Source organism: Paenarthrobacter nitroguajacolicus, from assembly GCF_051027655.1.
Classification (GTDB): Bacteria; Actinomycetota; Actinomycetes; order Actinomycetales; family Micrococcaceae; genus Arthrobacter; species Arthrobacter nitroguajacolicus.
Genome location: NZ_CP073234.1, coordinates 2884936 through 2906086, shown reverse-complemented (window position 1 = coordinate 2906086; position 21151 = coordinate 2884936). Strand labels below are relative to the sequence as shown.

General features: G+C 62.6%; 18 protein-coding genes and 1 tRNA gene. 9 read left to right on the top strand and 10 right to left on the bottom strand.

From position 1 onward, the window contains the following. Positions 1-47 precede the first annotated feature (47 nt). From KCX59_RS13785 to KCX59_RS13760, 6 genes are all read left to right on the top strand, one after another. Positions 48-521, top strand: coding sequence for an Lrp/AsnC family transcriptional regulator (locus KCX59_RS13785; protein ID WP_091468276.1), 474 nt, complete (start codon positions 48-50; stop codon positions 519-521). A 110-nt stretch (positions 522-631) separates the two neighbouring features. Further along, complete coding sequence (locus KCX59_RS13780; protein ID WP_011775198.1) at positions 632-1351, top strand: NUDIX hydrolase; 720 nt, start codon at positions 632-634, stop codon at positions 1349-1351. After that, a complete protein-coding gene (gene nadA, locus KCX59_RS13775; RefSeq protein WP_179017199.1) occupies positions 1348-2655 on the top strand; it encodes a quinolinate synthase NadA in 1308 nt (435 codons plus the stop codon). The genes KCX59_RS13780 and nadA overlap by 4 nt, the downstream gene beginning before the upstream one ends. 57 nt (positions 2656-2712) lie before the next feature. Continuing rightward, positions 2713-4587, top strand: a complete 1875-nt coding sequence (locus tag KCX59_RS13770) for an L-aspartate oxidase (RefSeq protein WP_179017200.1) — start codon at positions 2713-2715, stop codon at positions 4585-4587. Beyond that, positions 4580-5458: a carboxylating nicotinate-nucleotide diphosphorylase gene (nadC, locus tag KCX59_RS13765; protein WP_179017201.1), complete on the top strand. Its 879-nt coding sequence runs from the start codon at positions 4580-4582 to the stop codon at positions 5456-5458. The genes KCX59_RS13770 and nadC overlap by 8 nt, the downstream gene beginning before the upstream one ends. A gap of 13 nt (positions 5459-5471) precedes the next feature. Then, a complete protein-coding gene (locus KCX59_RS13760; protein ID WP_179017202.1) occupies positions 5472-6638 on the top strand; it encodes a cysteine desulfurase family protein in 1167 nt (388 codons plus the stop codon). An 18-nt stretch (positions 6639-6656) separates the two neighbouring features. Here the strand turns inward: KCX59_RS13760 and KCX59_RS13755 are convergent, their stop codons facing one another. The 3 genes from KCX59_RS13755 to KCX59_RS13745 form a co-directional block, all read right to left on the bottom strand. Continuing rightward, positions 6657-7160 carry a GtrA family protein gene (locus tag KCX59_RS13755; protein ID WP_179017203.1) on the bottom strand — a complete coding sequence of 168 codons (504 nt, stop codon included), beginning with the start codon at positions 7158-7160 and terminating at the stop codon, positions 6657-6659. 27 nt (positions 7161-7187) lie between these two features. Beyond that, on the bottom strand, positions 7188-8072 hold the full coding sequence (locus KCX59_RS13750; RefSeq protein WP_179017204.1) for a fumarylacetoacetate hydrolase family protein: 885 nt from the start codon (positions 8070-8072) through the stop codon (positions 7188-7190). 100 nt (positions 8073-8172) lie between these two features. Then, the gene (locus KCX59_RS13745; protein WP_256871379.1) at positions 8173-8793 is read right to left on the bottom strand and encodes a DM13 domain-containing protein; all 621 of its coding nucleotides are present in this window, start codon (positions 8791-8793) and stop codon (positions 8173-8175) included. 116 nt (positions 8794-8909) lie between these two features. Here KCX59_RS13745 and KCX59_RS13740 point away from each other — a divergent pair, with 116 nt between their 5' ends. Continuing rightward, positions 8910-10106 (top strand): SLC13 family permease, encoded by a 1197-nt coding sequence (locus KCX59_RS13740; RefSeq protein ID WP_179017205.1) that lies wholly within the window; start codon positions 8910-8912, stop codon positions 10104-10106. Here the strand turns inward: KCX59_RS13740 and KCX59_RS13735 are convergent. Further along, a complete protein-coding gene (locus tag KCX59_RS13735) occupies positions 10103-10771 on the bottom strand; it encodes a DUF1684 domain-containing protein (RefSeq protein WP_179017206.1) in 669 nt (222 codons plus the stop codon). The genes KCX59_RS13740 and KCX59_RS13735 overlap by 4 nt on opposite strands. Before the next feature lie 54 nt (positions 10772-10825). Between KCX59_RS13735 and KCX59_RS13730 the strand changes: the two genes are divergently transcribed. After that, positions 10826-11680: a hypothetical protein gene (locus tag KCX59_RS13730; protein ID WP_179017207.1), complete on the top strand. Its 855-nt coding sequence runs from the start codon at positions 10826-10828 to the stop codon at positions 11678-11680. 69 nt (positions 11681-11749) lie between these two features. Next, entirely contained in the window at positions 11750-12556 is an 807-nt protein-coding gene (locus tag KCX59_RS13725) for a transglutaminase-like domain-containing protein (RefSeq protein WP_178996765.1), read from the top strand. On the opposite strand, the gene KCX59_RS13720 is transcribed toward KCX59_RS13725, so the two are convergent. The 6 genes from KCX59_RS13720 to KCX59_RS13695 form a co-directional block, all read right to left on the bottom strand. After that, positions 12553-13014 (bottom strand): MarR family winged helix-turn-helix transcriptional regulator, encoded by a 462-nt coding sequence (locus tag KCX59_RS13720; protein ID WP_054808488.1) that lies wholly within the window; start codon positions 13012-13014, stop codon positions 12553-12555. The two genes, KCX59_RS13725 and KCX59_RS13720, sit on opposite strands and share 4 nt — an antisense overlap. After that, on the bottom strand, positions 13014-14138 hold the full coding sequence (locus tag KCX59_RS13715) for an LLM class flavin-dependent oxidoreductase (RefSeq protein ID WP_179017208.1): 1125 nt from the start codon (positions 14136-14138) through the stop codon (positions 13014-13016). The genes KCX59_RS13720 and KCX59_RS13715 overlap by 1 nt, the downstream gene beginning before the upstream one ends. Positions 14139-14287: 149 nt before the next feature. Then, positions 14288-17527 carry an efflux RND transporter permease subunit gene (locus KCX59_RS13710; protein WP_179017209.1) on the bottom strand — a complete coding sequence of 1080 codons (3240 nt, stop codon included), beginning with the start codon at positions 17525-17527 and terminating at the stop codon, positions 14288-14290. Between the two features lie 67 nt (positions 17528-17594). Next, positions 17595-19100, bottom strand: a complete 1506-nt coding sequence (locus KCX59_RS13705) for a malate:quinone oxidoreductase (protein ID WP_179017210.1) — start codon at positions 19098-19100, stop codon at positions 17595-17597. A gap of 79 nt (positions 19101-19179) precedes the next feature. Beyond that, complete coding sequence (locus KCX59_RS13700) at positions 19180-20847, bottom strand: ABC transporter substrate-binding protein (protein ID WP_370628990.1); 1668 nt, start codon at positions 20845-20847, stop codon at positions 19180-19182. Positions 20848-21015: 168 nt separating this feature from the next. Beyond that, a tRNA-Leu gene (locus tag KCX59_RS13695) sits at positions 21016-21097 on the bottom strand. Positions 21098-21151 lie beyond the last annotated feature (54 nt).

Sequence of the window (21151 nt, the reverse complement as noted above, 5' to 3'; positions counted from 1 at the left end):
TGCTTTGGCGATGTGATGGGTACGGATCCCCGGGGACAGGAACTTTGATGCTGGTCGATGCGCTTGATGCAAAAATTGTACGTTTCTTCACCGATTCACCGCGATCCTCAGTGCTGGAGGCCTCCCGCGTGCTCAAGGTTGCCCGGGCTACGGTGCAGTCCAGGATCGACCGAATGATTGAGAACGGTGTTATTGGTTCCTGGGTTCCACAGCCTGATCCCGCCAATTTCGGTTTTCCGGTGGTGGCGTTCTGCTCGGTGACCATCACGCAGGAGATAGGCCACGACGCCATCATCGAAAGCCTCAGTGCCATCCCGGAGATTATTGAGGTCCACACGGTCACGGGGAACTCGGACCTCATGGTGAGGATCGCGGCGCGGTCCAACCCGGATATGCAGCGCGTGCTCGATGCCATGATCGCAACCAAATCGGTGGTCCGGTGCTCGTCGGTCATTGTCCTGAACAGCCACATCCAAGGTCGCACTTTGCCGCTGATGGAAGCGGCCGTGAAGACAGTGTGACGCAAGGCATTTTGCTAACCGCCGGTCGAGTCGTACCATTAGTTCTAGTCAACATGACTTTAACTAACACTCCGCTTTGGTGGGAGCGTTTGGGACGGCGATGAAGCGAGGTGAACGCCGTGAACACCAACTCAGCAAACGTCGCCGAGAGGCGGCTCGCGCCGCCGTCGTTGGCTATTTCTACGGTGATTTTCGCCCTCCGTCCCAGCGAGAAGTCCGGGCGCCCCACGCTGTGGCTGCCGCTGGTCCGCCGCATCCGCGAACCGTACAAAGACATGTGGGCCCTCCCGGGTGGGCCGTTGGCCCACGACGAATCGCTTCAGGATGCGGCCTCGCGAAACCTCCGCGAAACCACCGGCCTCGCGCCCCACTACCTGGAGCAGCTCTACGCGTTTGGAGGCCTCCACAGGTCACCCACCCAGCGGGTCGTCTCCATTGTGTACTGGGCTTTGGTTCAACCCACCGAAGCTGCCCTCGCCGACGAATCCGAGAATGTGCGCTGGTTCCGGGCAGACCGGCTCGGCGAACTGGCCTTTGACCACAACGCAATCGTTGACTACGCCCTCTGGCGGCTCCGCAACAAGATGGCGTACGGGTCCATCGCGTACCACCTGCTGGGAGAGTTCTTCACCCTCGCCCAGGTCCGCGAAGTCTACGAGGCCGTGCTGGACCGCCAGCTCGATCCCGCAAACTTCCGAAGGCACGTCAAGGCAACACCGGAAATCGAAGAAACCGGTGAATACCTCCAAGGCGGAAAACACCGCCCACCACGCCTCTACCGCTTTACCGGCACGCCCGGCCTCGGGCCAGATAACAGGAGTACACCATGAGCAGCGTCAACACTGCCGTCCAGCTGATCACTCGCGAGGAAGCCGAGAAGGGCCTCTCCCGCGCAGGGTCCACCTGCAGCCCTGCCTTGGCCAGGGGCCCATGGGAGTACGACCTTGCCGAGGCCCTCGCCGGCGAGCCCGCCTACGGCCCGGGTGCCTCAAGTGACGACGTTGCGCCCCAAGCCACGCCGCGCCAAGGCCAGCTGCCGGAAGAGTACAAGAAAGCCACCGACGCCGAACTTGACGCCCGCATCCGGGCCGCCAAGGCGACGCTCGGGGACCGCGCCGTAATTCTGGGCCACTTCTACCAGCGTGACGAAGTCATCCAGTACGCAGACTTCGTCGGCGACTCGTTCCAGCTCGCCAACGCAGCACTGACCAAGCCGGACGCCGAAGCCATCATCTTCTGTGGCGTGCACTTCATGGCCGAAACGGCGGACATCCTCTCAACGCCTGAACAGGCCGTGATCCTGCCGAACCTCGCTGCGGGTTGCTCCATGGCGGACATGGCGGACGAAGACTCCGTTGAGGAGTGCTGGGAGCAGTTGGAGGAAATATTCGGCACGGAGCCGGACGCATCAGGGCGTGTACCCGTCATCCCCGTCACGTACATGAACTCTTCCGCTGCGCTCAAGGCGTTCTGTGGGCGCAACGGTGGAATCGTTTGCACCTCGTCCAACGCCAAAGTGGTCCTGGAATGGGCCTTCGAGCGCGGTCAGCGGGTCCTGTTCTTCCCCGATCAGCACTTGGGCCGCAACACCGCCAAGGCACTGGGCGTCCCGCTGGAACAGATGCCCATGTGGAACCCGCGCAAGGAACTCGGCGGCAACGACGAACAAGCGCTCCTGGACTCCCGCGTCATCCTCTGGCACGGCTTCTGCTCAGTCCACAAGCGCTTCAACGTAGGCCAGATCGAAAAGGCCCGGCTGGACTTCCCTGGCGTCAACGTGATCGTCCACCCCGAGTGCCCCATGGAGGTAGTGGACGCCGCCGACTCCGCCGGTTCCACCGACTTCATCAAGAAGGCCATCGCTGCCGCAACCGAACCCACCACGTTCGCTATCGGCACCGAGATCAACATGGTGAACCGGCTCGCCGCCGAAAACCCGCAGCACACCATCTTCTGCCTCGATCCCGTCATCTGCCCGTGCTCCACCATGTACCGCATCCACCCTGGCTATCTCGCCTGGGTCCTTGAGGAGCTCGTGGAAGGACGCATTGTCAACCGGATCACGGTGGACGACTCCGTGCAGGAAAACGCCAAGATTGCGCTGGAGCGCATGCTGGCCGCCAAGCCGGCCTAAGCCAGTCGGCACAAACCATCTGGCACTTCACCCCGGACTAGCCGAATCGAGCCTCACATGACTACAGCGAGCGTTGCTGAAGGGCCTGCCCCCAAGCGGCTGATCGTCGTCGGAAGCGGAATTGCAGGACTGTACTCCGCGCTGCTTGCCGCGGAAGCCGGTGCGGAAGTGGTACTGCTGACCAAGGGTGCGCTCGCGGACAGCAACACATACTACGCCCAGGGTGGGATCTCCGCCGTGCTGGACGAGCCAGCCCCCGGTGACACGGTGGCTGCGCACATCGCTGACACCCTCAAGGCCGGGGCAGGCCACTGTAACGAAGAAGCAGTACGGGTGTTGTGTACCGAGGCGCGGCTGGACATTGCCGGGCTTGGACGGTTCGGCGTGCAGTTCGACCTCGACGACGACGGCGACCCCGCCTTGGGTCTCGAAGCCGCCCACTCGGCTCCGCGTATCCTGCACGCCGGCGGCGACGCCACCGGTGCGGGAGTGGCGGCAGCGCTGATCAGGACAGTCCTGGATTTCCAAGCCGCGGGCAGGATCCAAGTCATCGGGCACGCCCAAGTCACTTCGCTCTCGTTGGGCGGACCGCAGGGTGGCCGCGTGGTGGGGGCCAATTTCCTCCACGACGGACGCCACCTCGGCGTCCACGGCGACTCCGTCCTCCTCGCGACGGGCGGAGCCGGACAGCTTTTCGCCCAAACCACCAACCCTGCGGTTGCCACGGCAGATGGTTTGGCGCTTGCATGGCGTGTTGGAGCCGCGGTTGCAGACCTCGAGTTCTTCCAGTTCCACCCAACATGCATGGTGCTCCCGGCAGCGGCCAGGGAAGCAGAAGGGAACAACGACCCCCTGCTCATCTCTGAAGCAGTGCGTGGCGAAGGGGCCATCCTGCTCGATGCCACCGGGCTCCGGTTCATGCCCGATTACCACCCTGACGCAGAACTCGCGCCACGGGACGTCGTCTCCCGCAGCATCGCCCTGCACCTGGCAAAACTCGGCGACCCCAACGGCCACGTCTTCCTCGACGCCACCGTGATCGAAGAACAGCGAGGTCGGGGCTTTCTGGCCAAGCGCTTCCCCACCCTCAGCAAGCGGACGCGCCAGGCCGGCGTCGACTGGACCCGGCAACTTGTTCCCGTTGCACCAGCGGCCCACTACTGGATGGGCGGGGTGGTGACCGACCTCTACGGCCGCACGTCTGTTCCTGGTTTGCTCGCTGCCGGCGAAGTCGCTTGCACCGGTGTAGAAGGTGCCAACCGGCTGGCCAGCAACTCCCTGCTCGAAGGCCTCGTGTTCGGGCGCAGGGCTGTTGAGGGGTTCCTCGGGTCGACTAACGGAGTCCCTCTGCGTGCTAACTCGGCCGCGGGCGGCCTCGCTTTTACGCACGCTGCCGGGACCCCGCCAGCCGACCAACAAGACGCCAGCTCTCACGCGACAACGGCGCTGTCGGGACCTCCGGAACTACCGGTTGTTGACAGCGGACGTCCGCTGTCGGGACCTCCGGAACTACCGGTTGTTGACAGCGGACGTCCGCTGTCGGGGTCTCCGGCGCCGCTGGATGATGTGGCCGGTTACGTGCGGTCTCAATCTGCAGAGTCGGGTGGATTTTCGCGGCAGGCACTTCGCCGCCTCATGACCGCCAGGGCCGGCGTGCTCCGGAGCGGGGAGTTGTTGGGTGAGGCCGCCGAAGCTCTTGGCGAGTGGGAGAGCGGGGTGCTGCCCCTCAACGTTCCGGATTCCCTTGATGTCCGGGAGCATGAGGACGCCAATCTGCTGTTGGCGGCCCAGTTGCTCGTCCACGCGGCCCGGGAGCGGCGGGAGTCGCTTGGAGCGCATTACCGCAATGACAGCGTGAGGGAACCAGCCGCCGTCGAGGAATTTGATAAGCGTTACACCATGAGCCGGAAAGCGAGCCTCGTCCATGACTAACCTGACCCTCCCCGCAGCCCCCGTCCGGGACATCCTGGAACGGGCATTCGCGGAGGACGCACCCAGCGGCGACATCACCTCGCAACTGCTGATTCCCGCCGATGCCCGGGCGAGCGCCGTGCTGAACGCGCGCGTCCCCGGAGTCTTCAGCGGCGGTACCGTTTTCCGCGACGCCATGAAGCTTGTGGACCCGGACACCGAGGTGGAGCTACTGCTCGCCGACGGTGAAGCGTTCGACGCCGGAACCCACCTGGCGCGGGTCAGTGGCAGGGCCCGCTCAGTGCTGCTTGCCGAAAGGGTGGGCCTGAACCTGGTGCAGCGGATGAGTGCCATCGCCACCAAGACCGCAGAATTCGTAAAGCTCGTGGAAGGGACGCGTGCGCGGATCACTGATACCCGCAAGACCACGCCGGGCCTTCGTGTCCTGGAACGTTACGCCGTGCGTTGCGGTGGGGGAGCGAACCACCGCTACAGCCTTTCAGATGCCGTTCTGGCCAAGGACAACCACCTGGCCGTCATGACCGGAGGCGACTCCAGCAAGCTGACCGAATTGCTGGTTGCCGCCAAAGCCCAGCTGGGCCACACCACCCACTTCGAAGTTGAAGTGGACAGGGCCGAGCAGATTGAACCGGTGCTGGCGGCCGGTGTGGACACCATCATGCTGGATAACTTCTCCGTCGACGAGCTCCGGGCCGGTGTCAAGCAGGTGGACGGGCGGGCTATCGTGGAAGCGAGCGGCAACGTGAACATCAACACTGTCACCGAAATCGCTTCGACGGGCGTGGACGTCATCTCCATCGGAGGCCTGACGCACAGCGTAAGCGCGCTCGACCTCGGCCTCGACATCGAACTCAAAGCCACACCCAACTGAAGGCGTTTCCGCCATGATCTTCCTTGATGCCGCAGCCACCACTCCGGTCCGCCGCGAGGCTCTCGAAGCCATGTGGCCTTATCTGAGCGGCGAGTTCGGCAACCCCTCCAGCCATCACAGCCTGGGCGAAGCGGCAGCAGCTGCGCTCGCAGGGGCCCGTTCCGGCGTCGCGAAGGTCCTGAACTGCCGTGCCGGCGAGGTGACCTTCACCTCCGGAGGCACGGAAGCTGACAATCTTGCCGTGAAGGGCATTGCGCTGGCCCGTCAGGCGGCCGATCCTTCGCTGAACAGGGTGGTCATCAGCGCAATCGAGCATCCCGCGGTGGAAGAGTCGGCCCGCTACCTGGAACGAGTGCACGGGTTCGCCGTGGATGTGCTTGCGGTCGATGGAGAAGGCCTGGTGTCGATCGACGACCTGCGGGCGACAATAAGGCCCGAAACGGCTTTGGTGAGCATCATGTACGCGAACAATGAGATCGGAACCATCCAGCCGATCGCTGCCTTGGCGACGGTGTCACGGGAACACGGCGTGCCTTTCCATACTGACGCGGTGCAGGCCGCCGGATGGTTGCCGCTGGACGTCAAAGCGCTTGGCGTCGATGCATTGAGTATTTCCGGACACAAACTTGGTGCGCCCAAAGGATCCGGCGTCCTGTTCACCAAGGGGCGTCTCCGCATGGAACCACTGGTTCACGGTGGCGGCCAGGAGAGGGCAAGGCGCTCGGGCACGGAGAACGTGGCTGGAGCTGTGGCACTGTCCACGGCACTAAGGCTCTCCCACGCCGAGCAACCCGAACAGGCTGCGCGGGTTTCCGCTCTGAGGAATCAGTTCATCGATCAGATCCTCGCCACCGTTCCGGACGCCTTGCTCACGGGGCACCGAGGCCAACGGCTGCCTTCAGTAGCCTCTTTCTGCTTCCCGGGCACCAGCGGCGAGTCGGTGCTGCTTGAGCTCGAGCGGCTTGGGGTGGTGTGTTCCAGTGGCTCGGCCTGCGCGGCAGGATCGGACGCGCCCTCGCCGGTGCTGGTTGCCCTCGGCATCGCCCCTGAAACGGCACAGACTGCGGTGCGTTTCAGCTTCACGTCAACTGTCACTGACGCCGAACTGAAACAGGCAGCCGTTGCCGTGGAAACCGCCGTCGGACGTGTCCGGAACCTGGCGGCACCGCAGCCAGGCTAGAACCGGCGGCCGTGCCGGCTATACGTGCCGGGCCCGCCGGAAAATCCAGTGCCGCAACAGGGTAAACCGAACGGCCGTGGCCACGAACCCGGACAATGTAGTGGTCCAGAGCTCCTCGGCCACCGTGGCTTCGGGCCGGAGGAGATGCAGCATGCCAAGGCTCCCCCCGGTGATGATCAGCGCAATGCCGATCACGATCACTCCACTCAGGTGATCCTGCGTGCGCTTCTTGCGGCCCGTGATCTTGAACGTCAGGCGGCGGTTCAGGGCCGTGTTCATCAGCGACGTCAGGATCAGTGCCACAGCGTTGGCCAGTTGGGGATCAATCCACGGACGCAGCAAGGCATAGATGGCCAGGGAACTCGCCGTGCAGACGACACCAACCCCGGTGAAGCGGATCAACTGACGGACCACCGGGTACTTCAGGATGCCGCGATGCCGCTTGCGTGGGAGCTTCTGCCGGCCTGGTGGCTTGCTTGAGGGAGATGGGCGTAGCTCAGTGGCCCCCGCAGCTATCTCCATGAAGTTAAGCCTGACACACTATGCGGGCTACTGTTCCCAGGAAGCGCCGGTTACAGGGTTGTGGAGCTCTCCGATTCCTTCCACACGGCACACTACGGTGTCGCCAGGCTGGATTCGCGCGCACTCCGCGGGGAACCCTGAGAGCACGAGGTCGCCGGCTTGGAGGGTCATGAACGAAGTCAGATAAACCATGATCTCGTCCACTTTCCAGCCGAGATCAGCTGTACCGGCGGTGCTGAGGGCGTGGCCATTGTGGACAATGCCGATTTCAAGGTTCGAGTCATCCAGGTCCGTGACTATCCACGGGCCGACGGGCGTGAACGTGTCCTGGCTTTTGGCGCTGATCCAGAGTTCGTCGGACTTCTGGAGGTCTCGGGCGGAGACGTCGTTGCCGATGGTGTATCCAAGGATTGCCGACCTCGCCGTCTCCAAGGTCAAACCCCGCGCGGCACGGCCGACGACGACGGTCAGTTCAGCTTCCGGGTCCACATAACCCACGGTGGAGCTCAGTTGGATTGCTTCGCCGGGTCCGATGACGCTGGATGCTGCTTTGTGGAATGCCTGGGGCGGCAGGTCCCGGCCAGGCTGCCCGGTGTTGTGGGCCATACCGAAGACGTTGACAGGAGCCGATGGGGCCAGGAAGTAAAACGAATCTTGGCTGACCACGTCGCCAAGCTCCCAGCCGTCCCTGGCAGGACTGTTGGCGTTCGCCCTCGATCCCGGGAAAGGGGAGTCCACCACGGTCCACTGGGTTCCTGCGGGCGAGTCGAAATCCGTGGCGTTGTTGGCCACGAAGAACTGCTCGTCCGGATACGAGCTCGTCGAAGGCCTGCCGCTCAAGGACTCACTAGTCGGGGACTGGGCAGGGACGGGCCGGACGCGGGCGATGCGACGGGGAAGCAGCAAGGTCATGATGACATCCTACGTCCTCCCTGAGCTTCGCCCTGCGTTGCGAGGCCCGTTTTACACCCCATGGCACGCCCTTAGCACGCAGAGCGGGCCTCGCAACGCGTCAGGAGAGTGGGGCCGATCCGAACGCAACGCTGAAACGGTCACACCACAGGACCACAGACGTCAGACCGGCGACGTCGGTCCCTGCGGGGATGGCGTAGTTGTGGTTGCCGTGAGTGGCTTTGATGGCTCCCAGGTCCACGTATCGCCCTGAACGGTACTTGAACCAGTCGCCACCGGCTTCCAGGCTGCTCAACCAGACTTTGACGTCCGGACCGTCGCTGCTGGCCAGGTTCTCAAGTCGCAGCAGATGGCTCCCGTCGGCGAGTTTCACCAGCTGGGCCGTGCCAGTGGTCTCATGCTCCTGGGATTGGAAAGCACCCGAGCTAAGAACCAGCGGAGCTGCGGGGACGGGCGGGGTGGGAGCCGGTGCTGCGGGACCGGAGGACGCGGGCGGTGGTGAGCCTGGGACTGCGGGCCTGTCGGCAGGTCCCGAGCTCGCAGAAAACGGTGCAGCGGGCAGCGCTTCATTGAGGGTGCTGCTGGTGAAGAGGCGCCACGGCTGGAACAACGCGGCTCCCGCCACCACCGCTGAGAGGATCACCAAACCTGCCACCGCCGCAAGGATCCTGTGGGCCCGGACCAGTCTCCGGAATCGGGTCATGCTCCACAGTGTGTTCATGCTCCAAGGCTAGGCTTCGCAGGACCGGCGCGGGTGCTCCAAGGCTTACGGTTCGATGACGCGTTGTCCTCGTGGCGCGGAGGAAGGACACAGGGGCCGGGCTTAGAATCCGTTCCATGCGTCTGGCAATCATTGGGTTGGTCCTCCTTGTGGCTGGTGGGATCACCGTGACCACGGGTGTCCTGCCATGGCAGGAAGTGGCGGTCCTGGTGGACCGGGTGGCACCCATCCTCGGCTTCGTGGTTGCCATGACGGTGGTGACAGAACTCGTCAGTGAGGCCGGCGCCTTCCAATGGATAGCCCGCCATCTGCGCGGTTGGGGGCGCGGACGCAGCATCCTTCTGTGGTTGCTTTTGGCGTTGTTTGCCACCTTGGGCACTGTCTTCCTGTCGCTGGATACGACGGCGGTTCTCCTCACCCCGGTGGTGGTCACCGTTGCCCGCCAAGCGGGCCTACCCGTCCTGCCCTTTGCTCTGACAACCGTGTGGCTCGCGAACACCGCCAGCTTGTTGCTTCCCATCTCCAACCTGACCAATCTCTTGGCGCAACACAACCTGGGCGGTATCAGTCCCGCACAGTTCGCCCAACTGATGTGGGCGCCGTCGGTGGCCGCCGTCCTGGTCCCTTTGGCGTTCATAGCCATCGTTTTCAGGCGCGAACTGCGCAAGACCTATGCACGCGATTCCACCCGTCCAGCCCAAGGAATTTCGTCCAAAGCAACCACCGACAGGGTCCTGCTGCTGGTCAGTGCCGTGGTCCTGTTGTTGCTGTTGCCGGCGCTGGTATCCGGAGTTGCCATCTGGATTCCTGCTGCAGCGGCTGCGGCCACCCTTGGGGTGGCGTTCGCAGTCCGTAGGCCCAAGGTGCTCAGGGTGACGTTGATTCCGTGGTCCCTGTTGCTGTTCACGTGCGGACTCTTCCTGGTGGTCGAGGCAGGTCAATACCTTGGAGCGTCAGTGCTTCTTGGCGAAGTGGCGGGGCAAGGGTATGGGTTCCTTGAACTATTGAGACTGGCCATGACGGGAGCCCTGGGCTCCAATGTGGTCAACAACCTCCCCGCCTACCTGCTGGCCGAACCACTGGCAGGAAACCCTGAGAGGATGGCTGCCCTTCTGGTGGGAGTCAACGCGGGGCCCTTGATCACGCCGTGGGCATCATTGGCCACCCTGTTATGGCACGACCGGTTGGTGCGCATGAACGTGCTGGTCAAGTGGAGGGGATACGCGCTCTTCGGCCTGATCGTGGCGCCCCTGACAATACTGGCCGCCGTTGCGGCGCTCGCGGTTTTTGGCCCGGGTGGGCTGTTCGGCTAGCCCAGGTAAAGTTCTCCCACAGGTACTTCTGCCGCCAATCGGTTGGCTGGTCCAGCCAGCGGGCACGCCCAAGCTTCGTTGTAGGCGCACGACGGGTTGTACGCAAAGTTGAAGTCCAGCACGAGCTCTTGCCCGGCGCCGGTTTCCCGTGTCCCATGGAACGCGCCTTTGACTGTGTCCAGCAGATATCTTCCCGCTCCGTAGCTTCCGCCCTCTTTGCCGGCAGTCGAGTCACGGAAGGGCACGAAGATGCCGCCACCATAGCTGCGTAGCCGCCAGGCCGCCAACGAGCCCAGTCCGGGTAGCTCAAGGGTGCCGATCCTTGTAAAAGGCACTACGCCGTCAGTCCCTGTTTCGACGTTCATCTCCTGGCCGGCTCCGTCGGGGGACAAGGCGGCGTACATCCGGAAGGAGGGATCGTAATCAGCGGTTCGCAGCCCGGAAAATGAGGCTTTCATGCCCGCGGTCAGCGCTGAAGCAGGATGGGTAGCGAACATCAGGTCCCGTTCCTGCCGCCAGAAGACATGCGCGTCGAACGGGTTGGTGGCTGCGAGCTGACGCACCTTGTCGTAGAGAGCGAACGTCCGCAGGCGCCAGTCGGCAATATCAACCGCTGACATAGTGGGGATGTCGTCCTCGAAATAGTCCTGCTGATCGGGAGCCATACCCTCAGCCTAGTCCTGTGCGTGTCGCGGGATCGCCGCAGCTAGGCTGAGCTCATGAAGGGCATCCTGAACCTGCACCGCATTCCGATGCGGGTCGCAGCCGTGGTATTGGCTGGGTCCGTACTCGCGGCCACAACATCCTGCTCCGCTGAGAACAAAGGCCCGCAAGTAACCTCGACGGCCAGCTCCCAGCCCAACACCTCGGAATCAGGGACCGGTACTGCGGAAAGCACGACGCCGGCAACGGCCTCCGCGGCAGGCTCGCCTTCCGAAGCCCCCAGCGAAGGCGGCAGCGCCTCGGCCAGCGCGGAACCCAGTCCGGCCGCAACGGCGGTGTCCTGGAAGACGTACACGGACTCCGCCAAAACCGTCAGCTTTGAGCTACCGCAGGAGTGGATAGCGCAGTCGGTGACGCCGGAGGCAGGCTCGCTGGCCCATGCCTTGAAGGTGGAGGTCAAGGATGCTGAAGGACGCTACATCGCCACCCTCCAGACAGGCCTCCCTTCGGCTGCGCCCGTTGCATGCCCCGCCGGGCAGTCCCGCCCGTACGTAGTAATCAGCAGCGTGCCCTTGGACGTCCCGCACTCGGATGGCCCGGACACCATTGATCCGCGCGTGGTTTTCCGTGTGGTCCAAGGCTACAAATTTTTCGGCTCCTACGGCATCACCAATATGGTGGCTGGTGTGGACGGGCAGTCCTGCGAACTGAGGAACAGGGTGCTCGGCCCTGCCGGAAAGGGCGATATCTCCTTTGGCGACGTCCTGGCGATCCATGCCTTCGCCGCGGACGAGAAGGTGGCCCCGGCCAAGGCTTTCGATACTCTGGACCTGGCTGCGAAGTACGCGGTCCACGGATCTGAATTCGCCAATGTCCAGCGGATGCTACTGTCTCTGAAGGTCAATCTGTAGTCCTGCGATTGGCTGATTCACACATACGGCGGCGATGGGGATGCCCGCCGCAACCCACCCCGGAGATCAATGGAACGCAATGTTGCTGCCTCGCTCGTTTTCAAGACTGCAGCCAACACCAAGGTGGCCATGGCCGTAGCCGTGGCCAACAACCATGGCTACGACGCAGTGGAGGAAACTCTGTCCATCACCAAGGATGGTGCTGAGGTTCCCTTTGCCGAACTCAGCGACCACCATGGCGGCCGCTTCCACTACCTGGAGTTCACTGAGCCCGGTGAGGTGACAGTGGACTACCGGGCAACGGTTCATGGCTATGGCGAGCCCGATACGTCCAGCCCGATGGAGCTCATCAGGTACGTCAGGCCCAGCCGGTACGCGGAGTCAGACAGGCTGCTGCCTACTTCCTATGCCGAGTTCGGCAGCCTGCAAGGTCCCGAACTGCTCCAAGCGGTACGCGATTGGGTGAACGGGGAATTGCGGTACGTCAGCGGTTCGTCGCGGGGAACAGACGGAGCCGTGGAAACCTTGCTTCACCGCAAAGGTGTCTGCCGGGACTTCGCCCACCTCGCCATCGCCCTGTTGAGGTCCAAGGACGTTCCTGCGCGTCTGGCGGCGGTGTACGCTCCAGGGCTGAGTCCCATGGATTTCCATGCTGTTGCCGAGGCACATATCAACGGAGCCTGGCACATCATCGACCCCACCGGACTGGCTCCCCGCGAATCCATGCTCCGCATCACTGCGGGACGCGATTCATCGGATACCGCGTTCCTGTCCACCGTGGGCGGCAGCCTGACCCTGAAAACACTCAAGGTCAGTGCGTCGGTAAACGGAGAGCTCCCGGTGGAGGACCCCCGGGAGCTCATCAGCTTGCGTTAGTGTCCCGCAACCGAAGCGCGGAGCTTCTCGGTCAGCCGCAAAAGCTCCCGCTGTTCCTCAGCTGTGAGCGCAGGCGCCACCAGGTGCGCGATGTCCCGGACATGTTCGCGGCCGATGGTTTTTTGAAGTTCACTGCCCGCTTCGGTGAGTGAGAGCAGGACTCCGCGGCCGTCGTCGGGCGCTGTTGTTCTTTCCACCAAACCGCGCTTCTCCAAACGGTCCACCAAGCGGCTCAAGCTGGACTGGCTCAGCAGGACTTTGTCGTTGATCTCATTGAGCCGAAGTTGGCCCGAAGGGCATTTGGACAACGTGAAGAGGACATCGTATTCCTTGACGGGCAGTGTCTTGAAGGCGGGTCCCGACTGCAGCTTCCGCATCACCGCCACCTGGGAGCGGAACAACGACTCCCAGGTTTCGGCGGCGAGGCGAACGGCGGAGGACGCCGAGGGGCTGGACATCAGGCGTCCTGCCCCGCAGCACCAGCGGTAGCGGATTCGCTGACCGTGGCTTCCAGGGCGGCGGCGGCGCGTGAGGCGTGCGTCGGTGCGTCAGGCACGTGCGCTGGCTTCATGGCGGCGTATTCCTTGCGGAGTACCGGCAGGACTTCTTCGCCGAAGAGGTCCAACTGTTCCAGCACGGTCTTCAGCGGCAGGCCGGCGTGGTCGATCAGGAACAGTTGCCGCTGGTAGTCACCGAAGGCCTCGCGGAATGTCAGCGTCTTCTCGATGACTTCCTGCGGGCTGCCCACTGTCAGCGGAGTCTGCGAGGTGAAGTCCTCCAGGGACGGTCCGTGCCCGTAGACCGGCGCGTTGTCGAAGTACGGGCGGAACTCCTTGACGGCGTCCTGCGAGTTCTTCCTCATGAAGAACTGACCACCAAGGCCAACAATTGCCTGGTCTGCCTTGCCGTGTCCGTAGTGCTCGTAGCGCTCCCGGTACAGGCCGATCAGCTGCTGGTAGTGCTCCTTGGGCCAGAAGATGTTGTTGGCGAAGAAACCGTCGCCGTAGTAAGCGGCAACTTCTGCGATCTGCGGCGTCCGGATGGAGCCGTGCCACACGAAGGGGGCCATGCCGTCGAGCGGCCGCGGTGTAGACGTGAAGTTCTGCAGGGGTGTGCGGAACTTTCCGGACCAGTTGACCGTGTCCTCATCCCACAATTTGCGGAGCAGGCTGTAGTTCTCAATGGCGAGTTCGATGCCGTCCTGGATGTTCTTGCCGAACCAGGGGTACACCGGCGCGGTGTTGCCACGGCCGAGGACCAAATCAACGCGGCCATCGGAGAGGTGCTGGAGCATGGCGAAGTCTTCGGCGATCTTGACCGGGTCATTGGTGGTGATCAGGGTGGTGGCCGTGGACAGCGTGATGCGCTCGGTCTGGGCTGCGATGTAAGCCAGGGTGGTGGTGGGCGAGGAGGAGAAGAAGGGCCGGTTGTGGTGCTCGCCAAGGGCGTAGACGTCCATGCCGATTTCTTCGACCTTCTTGGCAATGGCAACGGAGGCCTTGATGCGTTCGTTTTCCGTGGGCGTGCGGCCCGTGGTGGGGTCAGTGGTGATATCGCTGACGCTGAATACGCCGATCTGCATGATGTGCCTTTCTCCCTGCCCGAGGTCCCGGGCTCTGTAAACAGTGTACCTCAAACTAGATGCATTTGCATGTATCGATACCTGTAACAGGGCAGGGCCGGGAATTGTTCCCGGCCCTGCCCATCGATGTTAGTGTGCTGGGGAGCTTGCTATTCTCCGGGATTGTGCGCCGCGCGGCGGCCCGTAACGCGGGGAATCATTCCAGTGGTCCAGTCCTGGAACTCGCCCGATCCGTTGCCGGAGGCACCGCTGCTGTCAGTGCCGCCGGGTCCGTCGTCACGTTTCGTCGTCGGCTTGTCCTGCAGGGCCTTCAGCAACTCTTTCTTCTCCCGGCGGCCCTCCACAAGTTTGTAAAGAACCGGGACCAGAACCAGCGTCAAGGCAGTGGATGAAACCAGTCCACCGATCACCACGATGGCCAGTGGTTGCGAGATGAACCCGCCGCCACCCGTGAGGCCCAGCGCCATGGGAGTCAGGGCGAAAACGGTGGCCAATGCGGTCATGAGGATGGGACGCAGGCGCTGCCGTGCACCGTGTGTGATGGCATCGGCAACGTTCATGCCCTGACTGCCGTCATGTGGTTTGCGGTATTGGTTGATGAGGTCGATCAACACGATGGCGTTGGTGACCACGATGCCCACCAGCATCAGCATGCCGATCAGTGACGGCAGGCCCAACGGAACGCCTGTCACCAACAGCAGACCCACTGCGCCTGTGGCAGCGAAGGGTACAGAGACCAACAGGATGAGCGGTTGCACGAGTGATTTGAACGCGGCCACCATAATCACGTAGACGATCGCGATGGCTGCCAGGAGGGCCAGGCCCAGCTGGCGGAAGGACTCGGCCTGCTGTGTGGTGGCACCGCCGATAGTCGCCGTGACCCCCGCGGGCAGTTCCACAGCTGCCAGCCTTTCCTGCACTGCGGCGCTGACGCTGCCAAGGTTGGAGCCGGAAGGCGTCACAGTCACCCTCGCGGTCCTCTGCCCATTGCTGCTGGTGATGGATACGGGGGTATCAACCTGCTCGACGGCGGCAATCGTCTCCAGCGCGACGCCTCCGCGGGCCGTTGGGAGCTGGAGCGCGCGTACTGCGGCAATGCTGGTGAAGCGCGTGCCCTCGCCGATCTGCACCGGGTAGTCGTTGGTTTCGATCCGGACGGTACCGGCCGGAATGGGGCTTACCGTGGATGCGAGGAAGGCACCTACCTGCTCTTCCGTCAGGCCTGCTGCGACAGCCTTTGCCCGGTCAACGCGAACCTGGACCACCGACTGCTTTGAAGCGAGGTTCGTGGCGACTTCCGAGCTGCCCGGGACGCCTTCCATGGCCTTCACCATGGCATCGCTTGCTGTCTGCAGGTCTGCGGAGTTCGCTGCCCTGATGGTGATGTCCACAGTAGAGGAAGTACCGAATCCACCTTGCTGGGATCCCACAGTGACTTTTCCGGCGGCCCCCTCCAGCTTGGAGCGGACCTCGTCCTGGAGTTTGCCTTGATTTATTTTCTCGTCGGTGACAATGGTGAACGTTGAGTTGGATGACCCGGTTGACGTCAGGGCAGCGAAACCCGTTTGGGCATTCCCTGAAGTGACCTGCACGTCCTTGATACCCTCAATGCCCTTGAGGGATTCCTCAATCTTGGACGCCTCATCGCTGGTGGCCTGCAGGCTGGTGCCAGGCGGAAGGACCTGGCGCACCGTCATGCTGTTCTCTCCGGAACGGCCCAGCAGATCGGTGGCCAGAAGTGGCGAGACGGCGATGGTCGCCACCAGCACCAGCGCTGCCGCGGACAGGGTGATGACCGGGTGCTTTTGCGTCTTCGCAAGAATGGGAAGGTAGCCGCGCTGGAGGCGACTCCGCTGTTCGGCTTCCTTGGCCTTCTCGGCAGCTTCCTTGGCAGATGCCTGTGCTTCAGGGCCTTTCCCGGGGGAGGACAGGAACCAGTAGGCCAGGACCGGAACGATCGTCAGGGAAACCAAGAGTGACGACAACAGCGCGATGGTCACGGTCAAGGCGAAGGGACGGAACAGCTCACCGGCGAGGTCGCCCACGAAAGCGATGGGGAGGAACACGGCCACAGTGGTCAGTGTGGAAGCCGTGATGGCCCCGGCCACCTCCCGGATGGACGTCAGGATGGCTGTCAGCTTGTGTTCGCCGTAGCTGAGGTGCCGCTTGATGTTCTCGATGACCACGATGGAATCGTCCACCACGCGCCCGATCGCAATGGTGAGGGCGCCCAAGGTAAGGATGTTCAGCGAATAGCCTGTGGCGGAGATGCCGATGAAGGTGATCAACAAGGACAACGGGATGGAAACGGCCGTGACCAGGGTGGAGCGCACGGACATCAGGAAAACCAGGATGACGGCGACAGCGAAACCCAGACCAAGGAGCCCTTCCGTAGTGAGGTCCTTGATGGACTTCTCAATGAAAGGTGCCTGGTCGAATACCGGTGTGAAGGTCGCGTTGTTGCCGAGCTCGTCTTCCATGGGGCCGACGGCGTCCCGCACCGCATGCGAAATCGCCACCGTATCGCCCTCGGGCTTTTTGGTGACGGACAGCGCCAGGGTGGGCTTGCCGTTGGTGCGGGTGATGGAAGTAGCGGCGTCGTCCTCGATGCTGACGTCGGCCACGGCTCCGATGGTTGCAGCACCCTTGGCACCGGCCAAAGGAAGTCCCTTGATGATGTCGAGGGAATCCACGGGGCTGCCGAGCTGGAGGGACAGGGTCTTGCCTTGATCCTCGATGGTGCCGACAGGAACCAGGGTGCCGTTGTTTTTCAACGCATTGCTGATGGACTGAACCGAAGCCCCAGTAGTTGCGAGGTCCGCGGGGCGGGGCTGAATCAGGATGTGTTGGCTGGAACCGCCGGTCACATCGGCGCCGCGGACGCCGTCGATCTTCTGCAACCGGGGCACGCTGAGTCGCAGGAGGTCAGCGTTGAGCTCGCTCAGGGCTTTGTCCGAGGACACCGCCAAATAGACGATCGGGAAGTCGCTGATGTTGCCGGCGATGGACTGGGGTTCGACGTCGGCCGGCAGCACCCGCTTGGCGTTGGAGATCGCCCGGTCAATCTGGTTGCGTGCCCGGTCCAGGTTGGAGCCGTACGTGAAAACCATGGTGATCTGCGAAACGCCGTTGCGGGACGTCGATGTGGTGGATTCCAGACCCTCGACACTGTTCAGGGCTGTTTCCAACGGCTGGCTCAACTGCTTGTCCACAACCTCCGGGGAGGCGCCGGGCATGGAGGTCACCACTGTGATCTGCGGGAACTCGATGGAAGGAATGAGTTCCTGCTTGAGCGACCCCATGGTGATCACGCCGAACACCGCCGCAAAGACGGTGATCAGCGCGATCAGGGCCCGGTTTCCCAGGGACAGTTTGGCCAAGCGGAACATTGCATTGACTCCAGCGGTCTACGTAACGATTCGACTGACGGGAACCGGCCGCAGCCCCGGGGGTGGTCTAGCTCTGGATGGCGTTGGCCACTTCCAATTGCAGCGACCTGGCGGTGCTTGCTTCCAGTTCCGCGGCCAGGTCCGGATTCTCGTTGAGCTTGACGCCGTAGCCCGGCATCATGTCCTTGAGCTTGGACTGCCATCCCTTGAAGTTCTTGGGGAACGACTTTTGCAACAGTTCGATCATGATGGGCACGGCGGTTGAAGCACCCGGAGAAGCGCCCAGCAGAGCGCCGATGGAACCATCGCGGGAAGCAATGACTTCAGTGCCGAACTGCAGGACGCCACCCTTCTGAGGGTGCTTCTTGATGATTTGTACACGCTGGCCGGCGGTGATCAGTTCCCAGTTGTTCCCGGCTGCTTCGGGGTAGTACTCACGCAGGGCCTCCACCTTGGCCTCATGCCGCTTGGCAACCTCCTTGATGAGGTAGGCGGTGAGGTCCATGTTGTCTTTGGCTACGGCCAACATGGGAATGATGTTTCCCGGCCGGATGGACAGCGGAAGGTCCAGGTAGCTGGAGGTCTTCAGGAAGTTGGTGGAGAAACCCGCGTACGGGCCAAAGAGGAGGGAACGCTTGCCGTCCACGTAGCGGGTGTCCAGGTGCGGAACGGACATGGGCGGGGCGCCAACGGACGCCTGGCCGTAGACCTTGGCGCTGTGCTGGGAGGTAATGGCGTCATCCGTGCAGCGGAAGAACTGGCCGGACACTGGGAAGCCGCCGTATCCCTTGCTCTCGGGGATACCCGAGGCCTGTAGCAGGTGGAGGGCACCGCCGCCCGCTCCAACGAAGACGAACTTCGCGTGGATGCGGCCGTGCTCGCCGGACTTGGGGTGTTTGATGGAGAGGTCCCATCCACCACCTGCTGCGCGGTGGATGTTGGTGACGTCGTGTCCGTAGTTGACCTCGGCGCCGCTGCTTTGCAGGTAGCCGGTCAGTTCACGGGTCAAGGCGCCGAAATCGACGTCGGTGCCTTCCGAAGCGCGGGTTGCGGCAACGCGCTGCTTGCGGTCGCGGCCCTTGACGATCAAGGGGGCCCACTTGGCGATTTTGTCCTGGTCCTCGGTGTACTCCATGCTGCGGAACAACGTGTTGGGCTTCAGGGCCTCGTACCGGGTCTTCAGGAAGTTCGCGTGGTCATCGCCAATGACGAAGCTCATGTGCGGGACGGTGTTGATGAAACCTTTGGGGGACCCGATCACGTTGCTGTCCACCAAGTGGGACCAGAACTGGCGGGAAAGCTGGAACTGCTCGTTGATGTGCAGGGCCTTGGAGGGGTCTACGGAACCGTCTTTTGCAGCGGGAGAGTAGTTAAGCTCACACAGCGCAGCATGGCCGGTGCCGGCGTTGTTCCATGGTCCGGAACTTTCGAGCCCTGCTTCGTCGAGTCTTTCGAAGAGGGAGATGGTCCAAGTGGGTTCAAGTTGTTTGATGAACGCACCAAGGGTGGCACTCATGATTCCACCGCCAATAAGGACGACGTCGGCATGTTGAGTCTTGGAAATGAAGGTCACGATCAATCTCCGTTAGCGGCGGCACTGGCTGTCACAGAATATCCCCGCGCAGACTCAATACTGAAATTGCGGGGAATCGTCAAGGCTTTAGGCGGACGTTTGTGAAAACTTCGTTGAGGACGGGGGAAGCCGGGTAGCTTTCCACCTTGTTGGACAGTGCCAGGGCAGAGATGGGGAAGGCGATGGGCACAGCGGGTACCGACGCCGCGATCTCTGCGTTGATGGCTTGATACTGGGTGTTGCGGTCGTCGCCTTCGGGCATGGCCCGCGCGCGTTCTATCTTGTGGAAGACTTCCGAGTCTGCGTAGCCGAACTCGGCGCGTGATTCGCCGAACAAGGGTCCCAGGAAGTTGTCCGCGTCAGCGTAGGAGCCATTCCAACCGAGCAGGTGCAGGCCGCGGTCACCGGCCGATTGGACCCGCTGGAGGTAGCCGTCTTCCCAATCGATGGGAACCGGCTTGATGTTGAAGCCGACAGCCACGAGTTGGCGGCTGAGTTCGGCGTAGATCTTTTCCGGCGTGGGCATGTAGGCCCGTGTGGCGTTGAGCGGGTAGTAGAACTTCAGTTCTTCACCCTTATAGCCGGCCTTCTTCAAGAGCTCTTTAGCCTTCTCCGGGTTGTATCCCAACGAGGGAGCATTGTTGTTGAAGCCACTTAGTTTGGGCGGCACGAACTGGGACGCCTGCGCGGTGTTGTCGATGAAGAACTTTCGGATCAACGCTTCCTTGTCGATCGCCATTTCTATCGCTTGGCGGACCTCTGGCTTTTCCAACGGTGCCACAGCCTGGTTGATGCCGAGGTACATCACCGAGAACGGGTCGCGCTGGATGATCTGGACACCCTTCTTGACCAACTGGTCAAAGGTTCCGGAGGTCACAAGATCATAGGCATCGATCTTGCCGTCCAGCAGGGCCTGCTGACGGGTTTCGGCGCGATCGTAGGGGACGAAGTTGATGGTTGCTATTTGTCCCCTGTTGCCCCAGTAGCCCTTGTAGCTGGACAGGGTGAGTTTCTTCTCGTCCCAGCCAGTGAACTCGTACGGGCCCGTACCCACAGGATGGCCGGCGTAGCTGGACATGGCTTGGCCATTCCGGACCTGATCAAGGACGTTGGCTTTCTGTGCCTGCAGAGCGGCCGGGGAGGATATTGCGAAGGCCGGCAGTGTCAACGCCTGGAGGAATCCCGTGAAGGGACGCGTCAGATTGATCCGGACGTCGCTGGCCGAGACCACTTTGCAGTCTTTGAAGATGGAGAACACCGGCTGGTCCGAGTAAGCCTTGAATACGCTTTGGAACGAAATCCCGGGCGCCTGCTTTCGGAGGTCCTCGGGGAAGGTGAACCAGCGGTTGAAGTTGGCGCATACTGCGGTTGCGTCCAGTGGAGTGCCGTCGTGAAATGTCACGTCGGAGCGGAGCGTGAAGTCGTAACTCAGCCCGTTGTTGCTGTCTTTCCACTCAGTGGCGAGGAGGGGAGTGGTCTGCCCTGTCTCACCGTCTACCCCCACGAGCCCTTCGAGGACTTGACGGGTGACACGGTAGGACTCGGAATCGGCGGTGACTGCAGGATCGAGGCCCAAGGGCATGGACGCCGTGCCGAAATTGAAAGTTGCCGAAGGTTCAACGGCGGGGGAGTTGCTGGTGGATGTAGACAGTGCGGGGCCGGGTGTTCCTGTGCACCCTGCCAGTCCCAAAGCCAGTACGGCAGCTCCGAACTGAATGCTTAGGTGCCGCATTTTGCTGCTTGCCACTCTTGTCCCCTCAAGCCGGTTGGAAGTGCTGTGGCCGGCTTCGGCCAGACCGCATTCCAGTCTAGTTGAACGTCCTGAGTGCACTTCCCAGCGCACCCTCAGGATGGCCCCCGCGGCTTGAGGAGAAAAATACCCCCGATCGTGCAACCGGGGGTATTCACATATCTGTGCGCAAGGGGGGACTTGAACCCCCACGCCCGAAGGCACAGGAACCTAAATCCTGCGTGTCTGCCAATTTCACCACTCGCGCTGGCTGGCTAACGAACCGCCGGGTTGGACGGTCGATGCCATATACCGGCCTCCA

Coding starts and splice junctions, on each gene's coding strand:
- KCX59_RS13755 (WP_179017203.1), bottom strand. CDS start 7,160: ATGGAGATAGCTGCGGGGGCCACTGAGCTACGCCCATCTCCCTCAAGC.
- KCX59_RS13725 (WP_178996765.1), top strand. CDS start 11,750: ATGGAACGCAATGTTGCTGCCTCGCTCGTTTTCAAGACTGCAGCCAAC.
- KCX59_RS13710 (WP_179017209.1), bottom strand. CDS start 17,527: ATGTTCCGCTTGGCCAAACTGTCCCTGGGAAACCGGGCCCTGATCGCG.
- KCX59_RS13750 (WP_179017204.1), bottom strand. CDS start 8,072: ATGACCTTGCTGCTTCCCCGTCGCATCGCCCGCGTCCGGCCCGTCCCT.
- KCX59_RS13740 (WP_179017205.1), top strand. CDS start 8,910: ATGCGTCTGGCAATCATTGGGTTGGTCCTCCTTGTGGCTGGTGGGATC.
- KCX59_RS13730 (WP_179017207.1), top strand. CDS start 10,826: ATGAAGGGCATCCTGAACCTGCACCGCATTCCGATGCGGGTCGCAGCC.
- KCX59_RS13715 (WP_179017208.1), bottom strand. CDS start 14,138: ATGCAGATCGGCGTATTCAGCGTCAGCGATATCACCACTGACCCCACC.
- KCX59_RS13760 (WP_179017202.1), top strand. CDS start 5,472: ATGATCTTCCTTGATGCCGCAGCCACCACTCCGGTCCGCCGCGAGGCT.
- KCX59_RS13745 (WP_256871379.1), bottom strand. CDS start 8,793: ATGAACACACTGTGGAGCATGACCCGATTCCGGAGACTGGTCCGGGCC.
- KCX59_RS13720 (WP_054808488.1), bottom strand. CDS start 13,014: ATGTCCAGCCCCTCGGCGTCCTCCGCCGTTCGCCTCGCCGCCGAAACC.
- KCX59_RS13735 (WP_179017206.1), bottom strand. CDS start 10,771: ATGGCTCCCGATCAGCAGGACTATTTCGAGGACGACATCCCCACTATG.
- nadA (WP_179017199.1), top strand. CDS start 1,348: ATGAGCAGCGTCAACACTGCCGTCCAGCTGATCACTCGCGAGGAAGCC.
- KCX59_RS13770 (WP_179017200.1), top strand. CDS start 2,713: ATGACTACAGCGAGCGTTGCTGAAGGGCCTGCCCCCAAGCGGCTGATC.
- nadC (WP_179017201.1), top strand. CDS start 4,580: ATGACTAACCTGACCCTCCCCGCAGCCCCCGTCCGGGACATCCTGGAA.
- KCX59_RS13785 (WP_091468276.1), top strand. CDS start 48: ATGCTGGTCGATGCGCTTGATGCAAAAATTGTACGTTTCTTCACCGAT.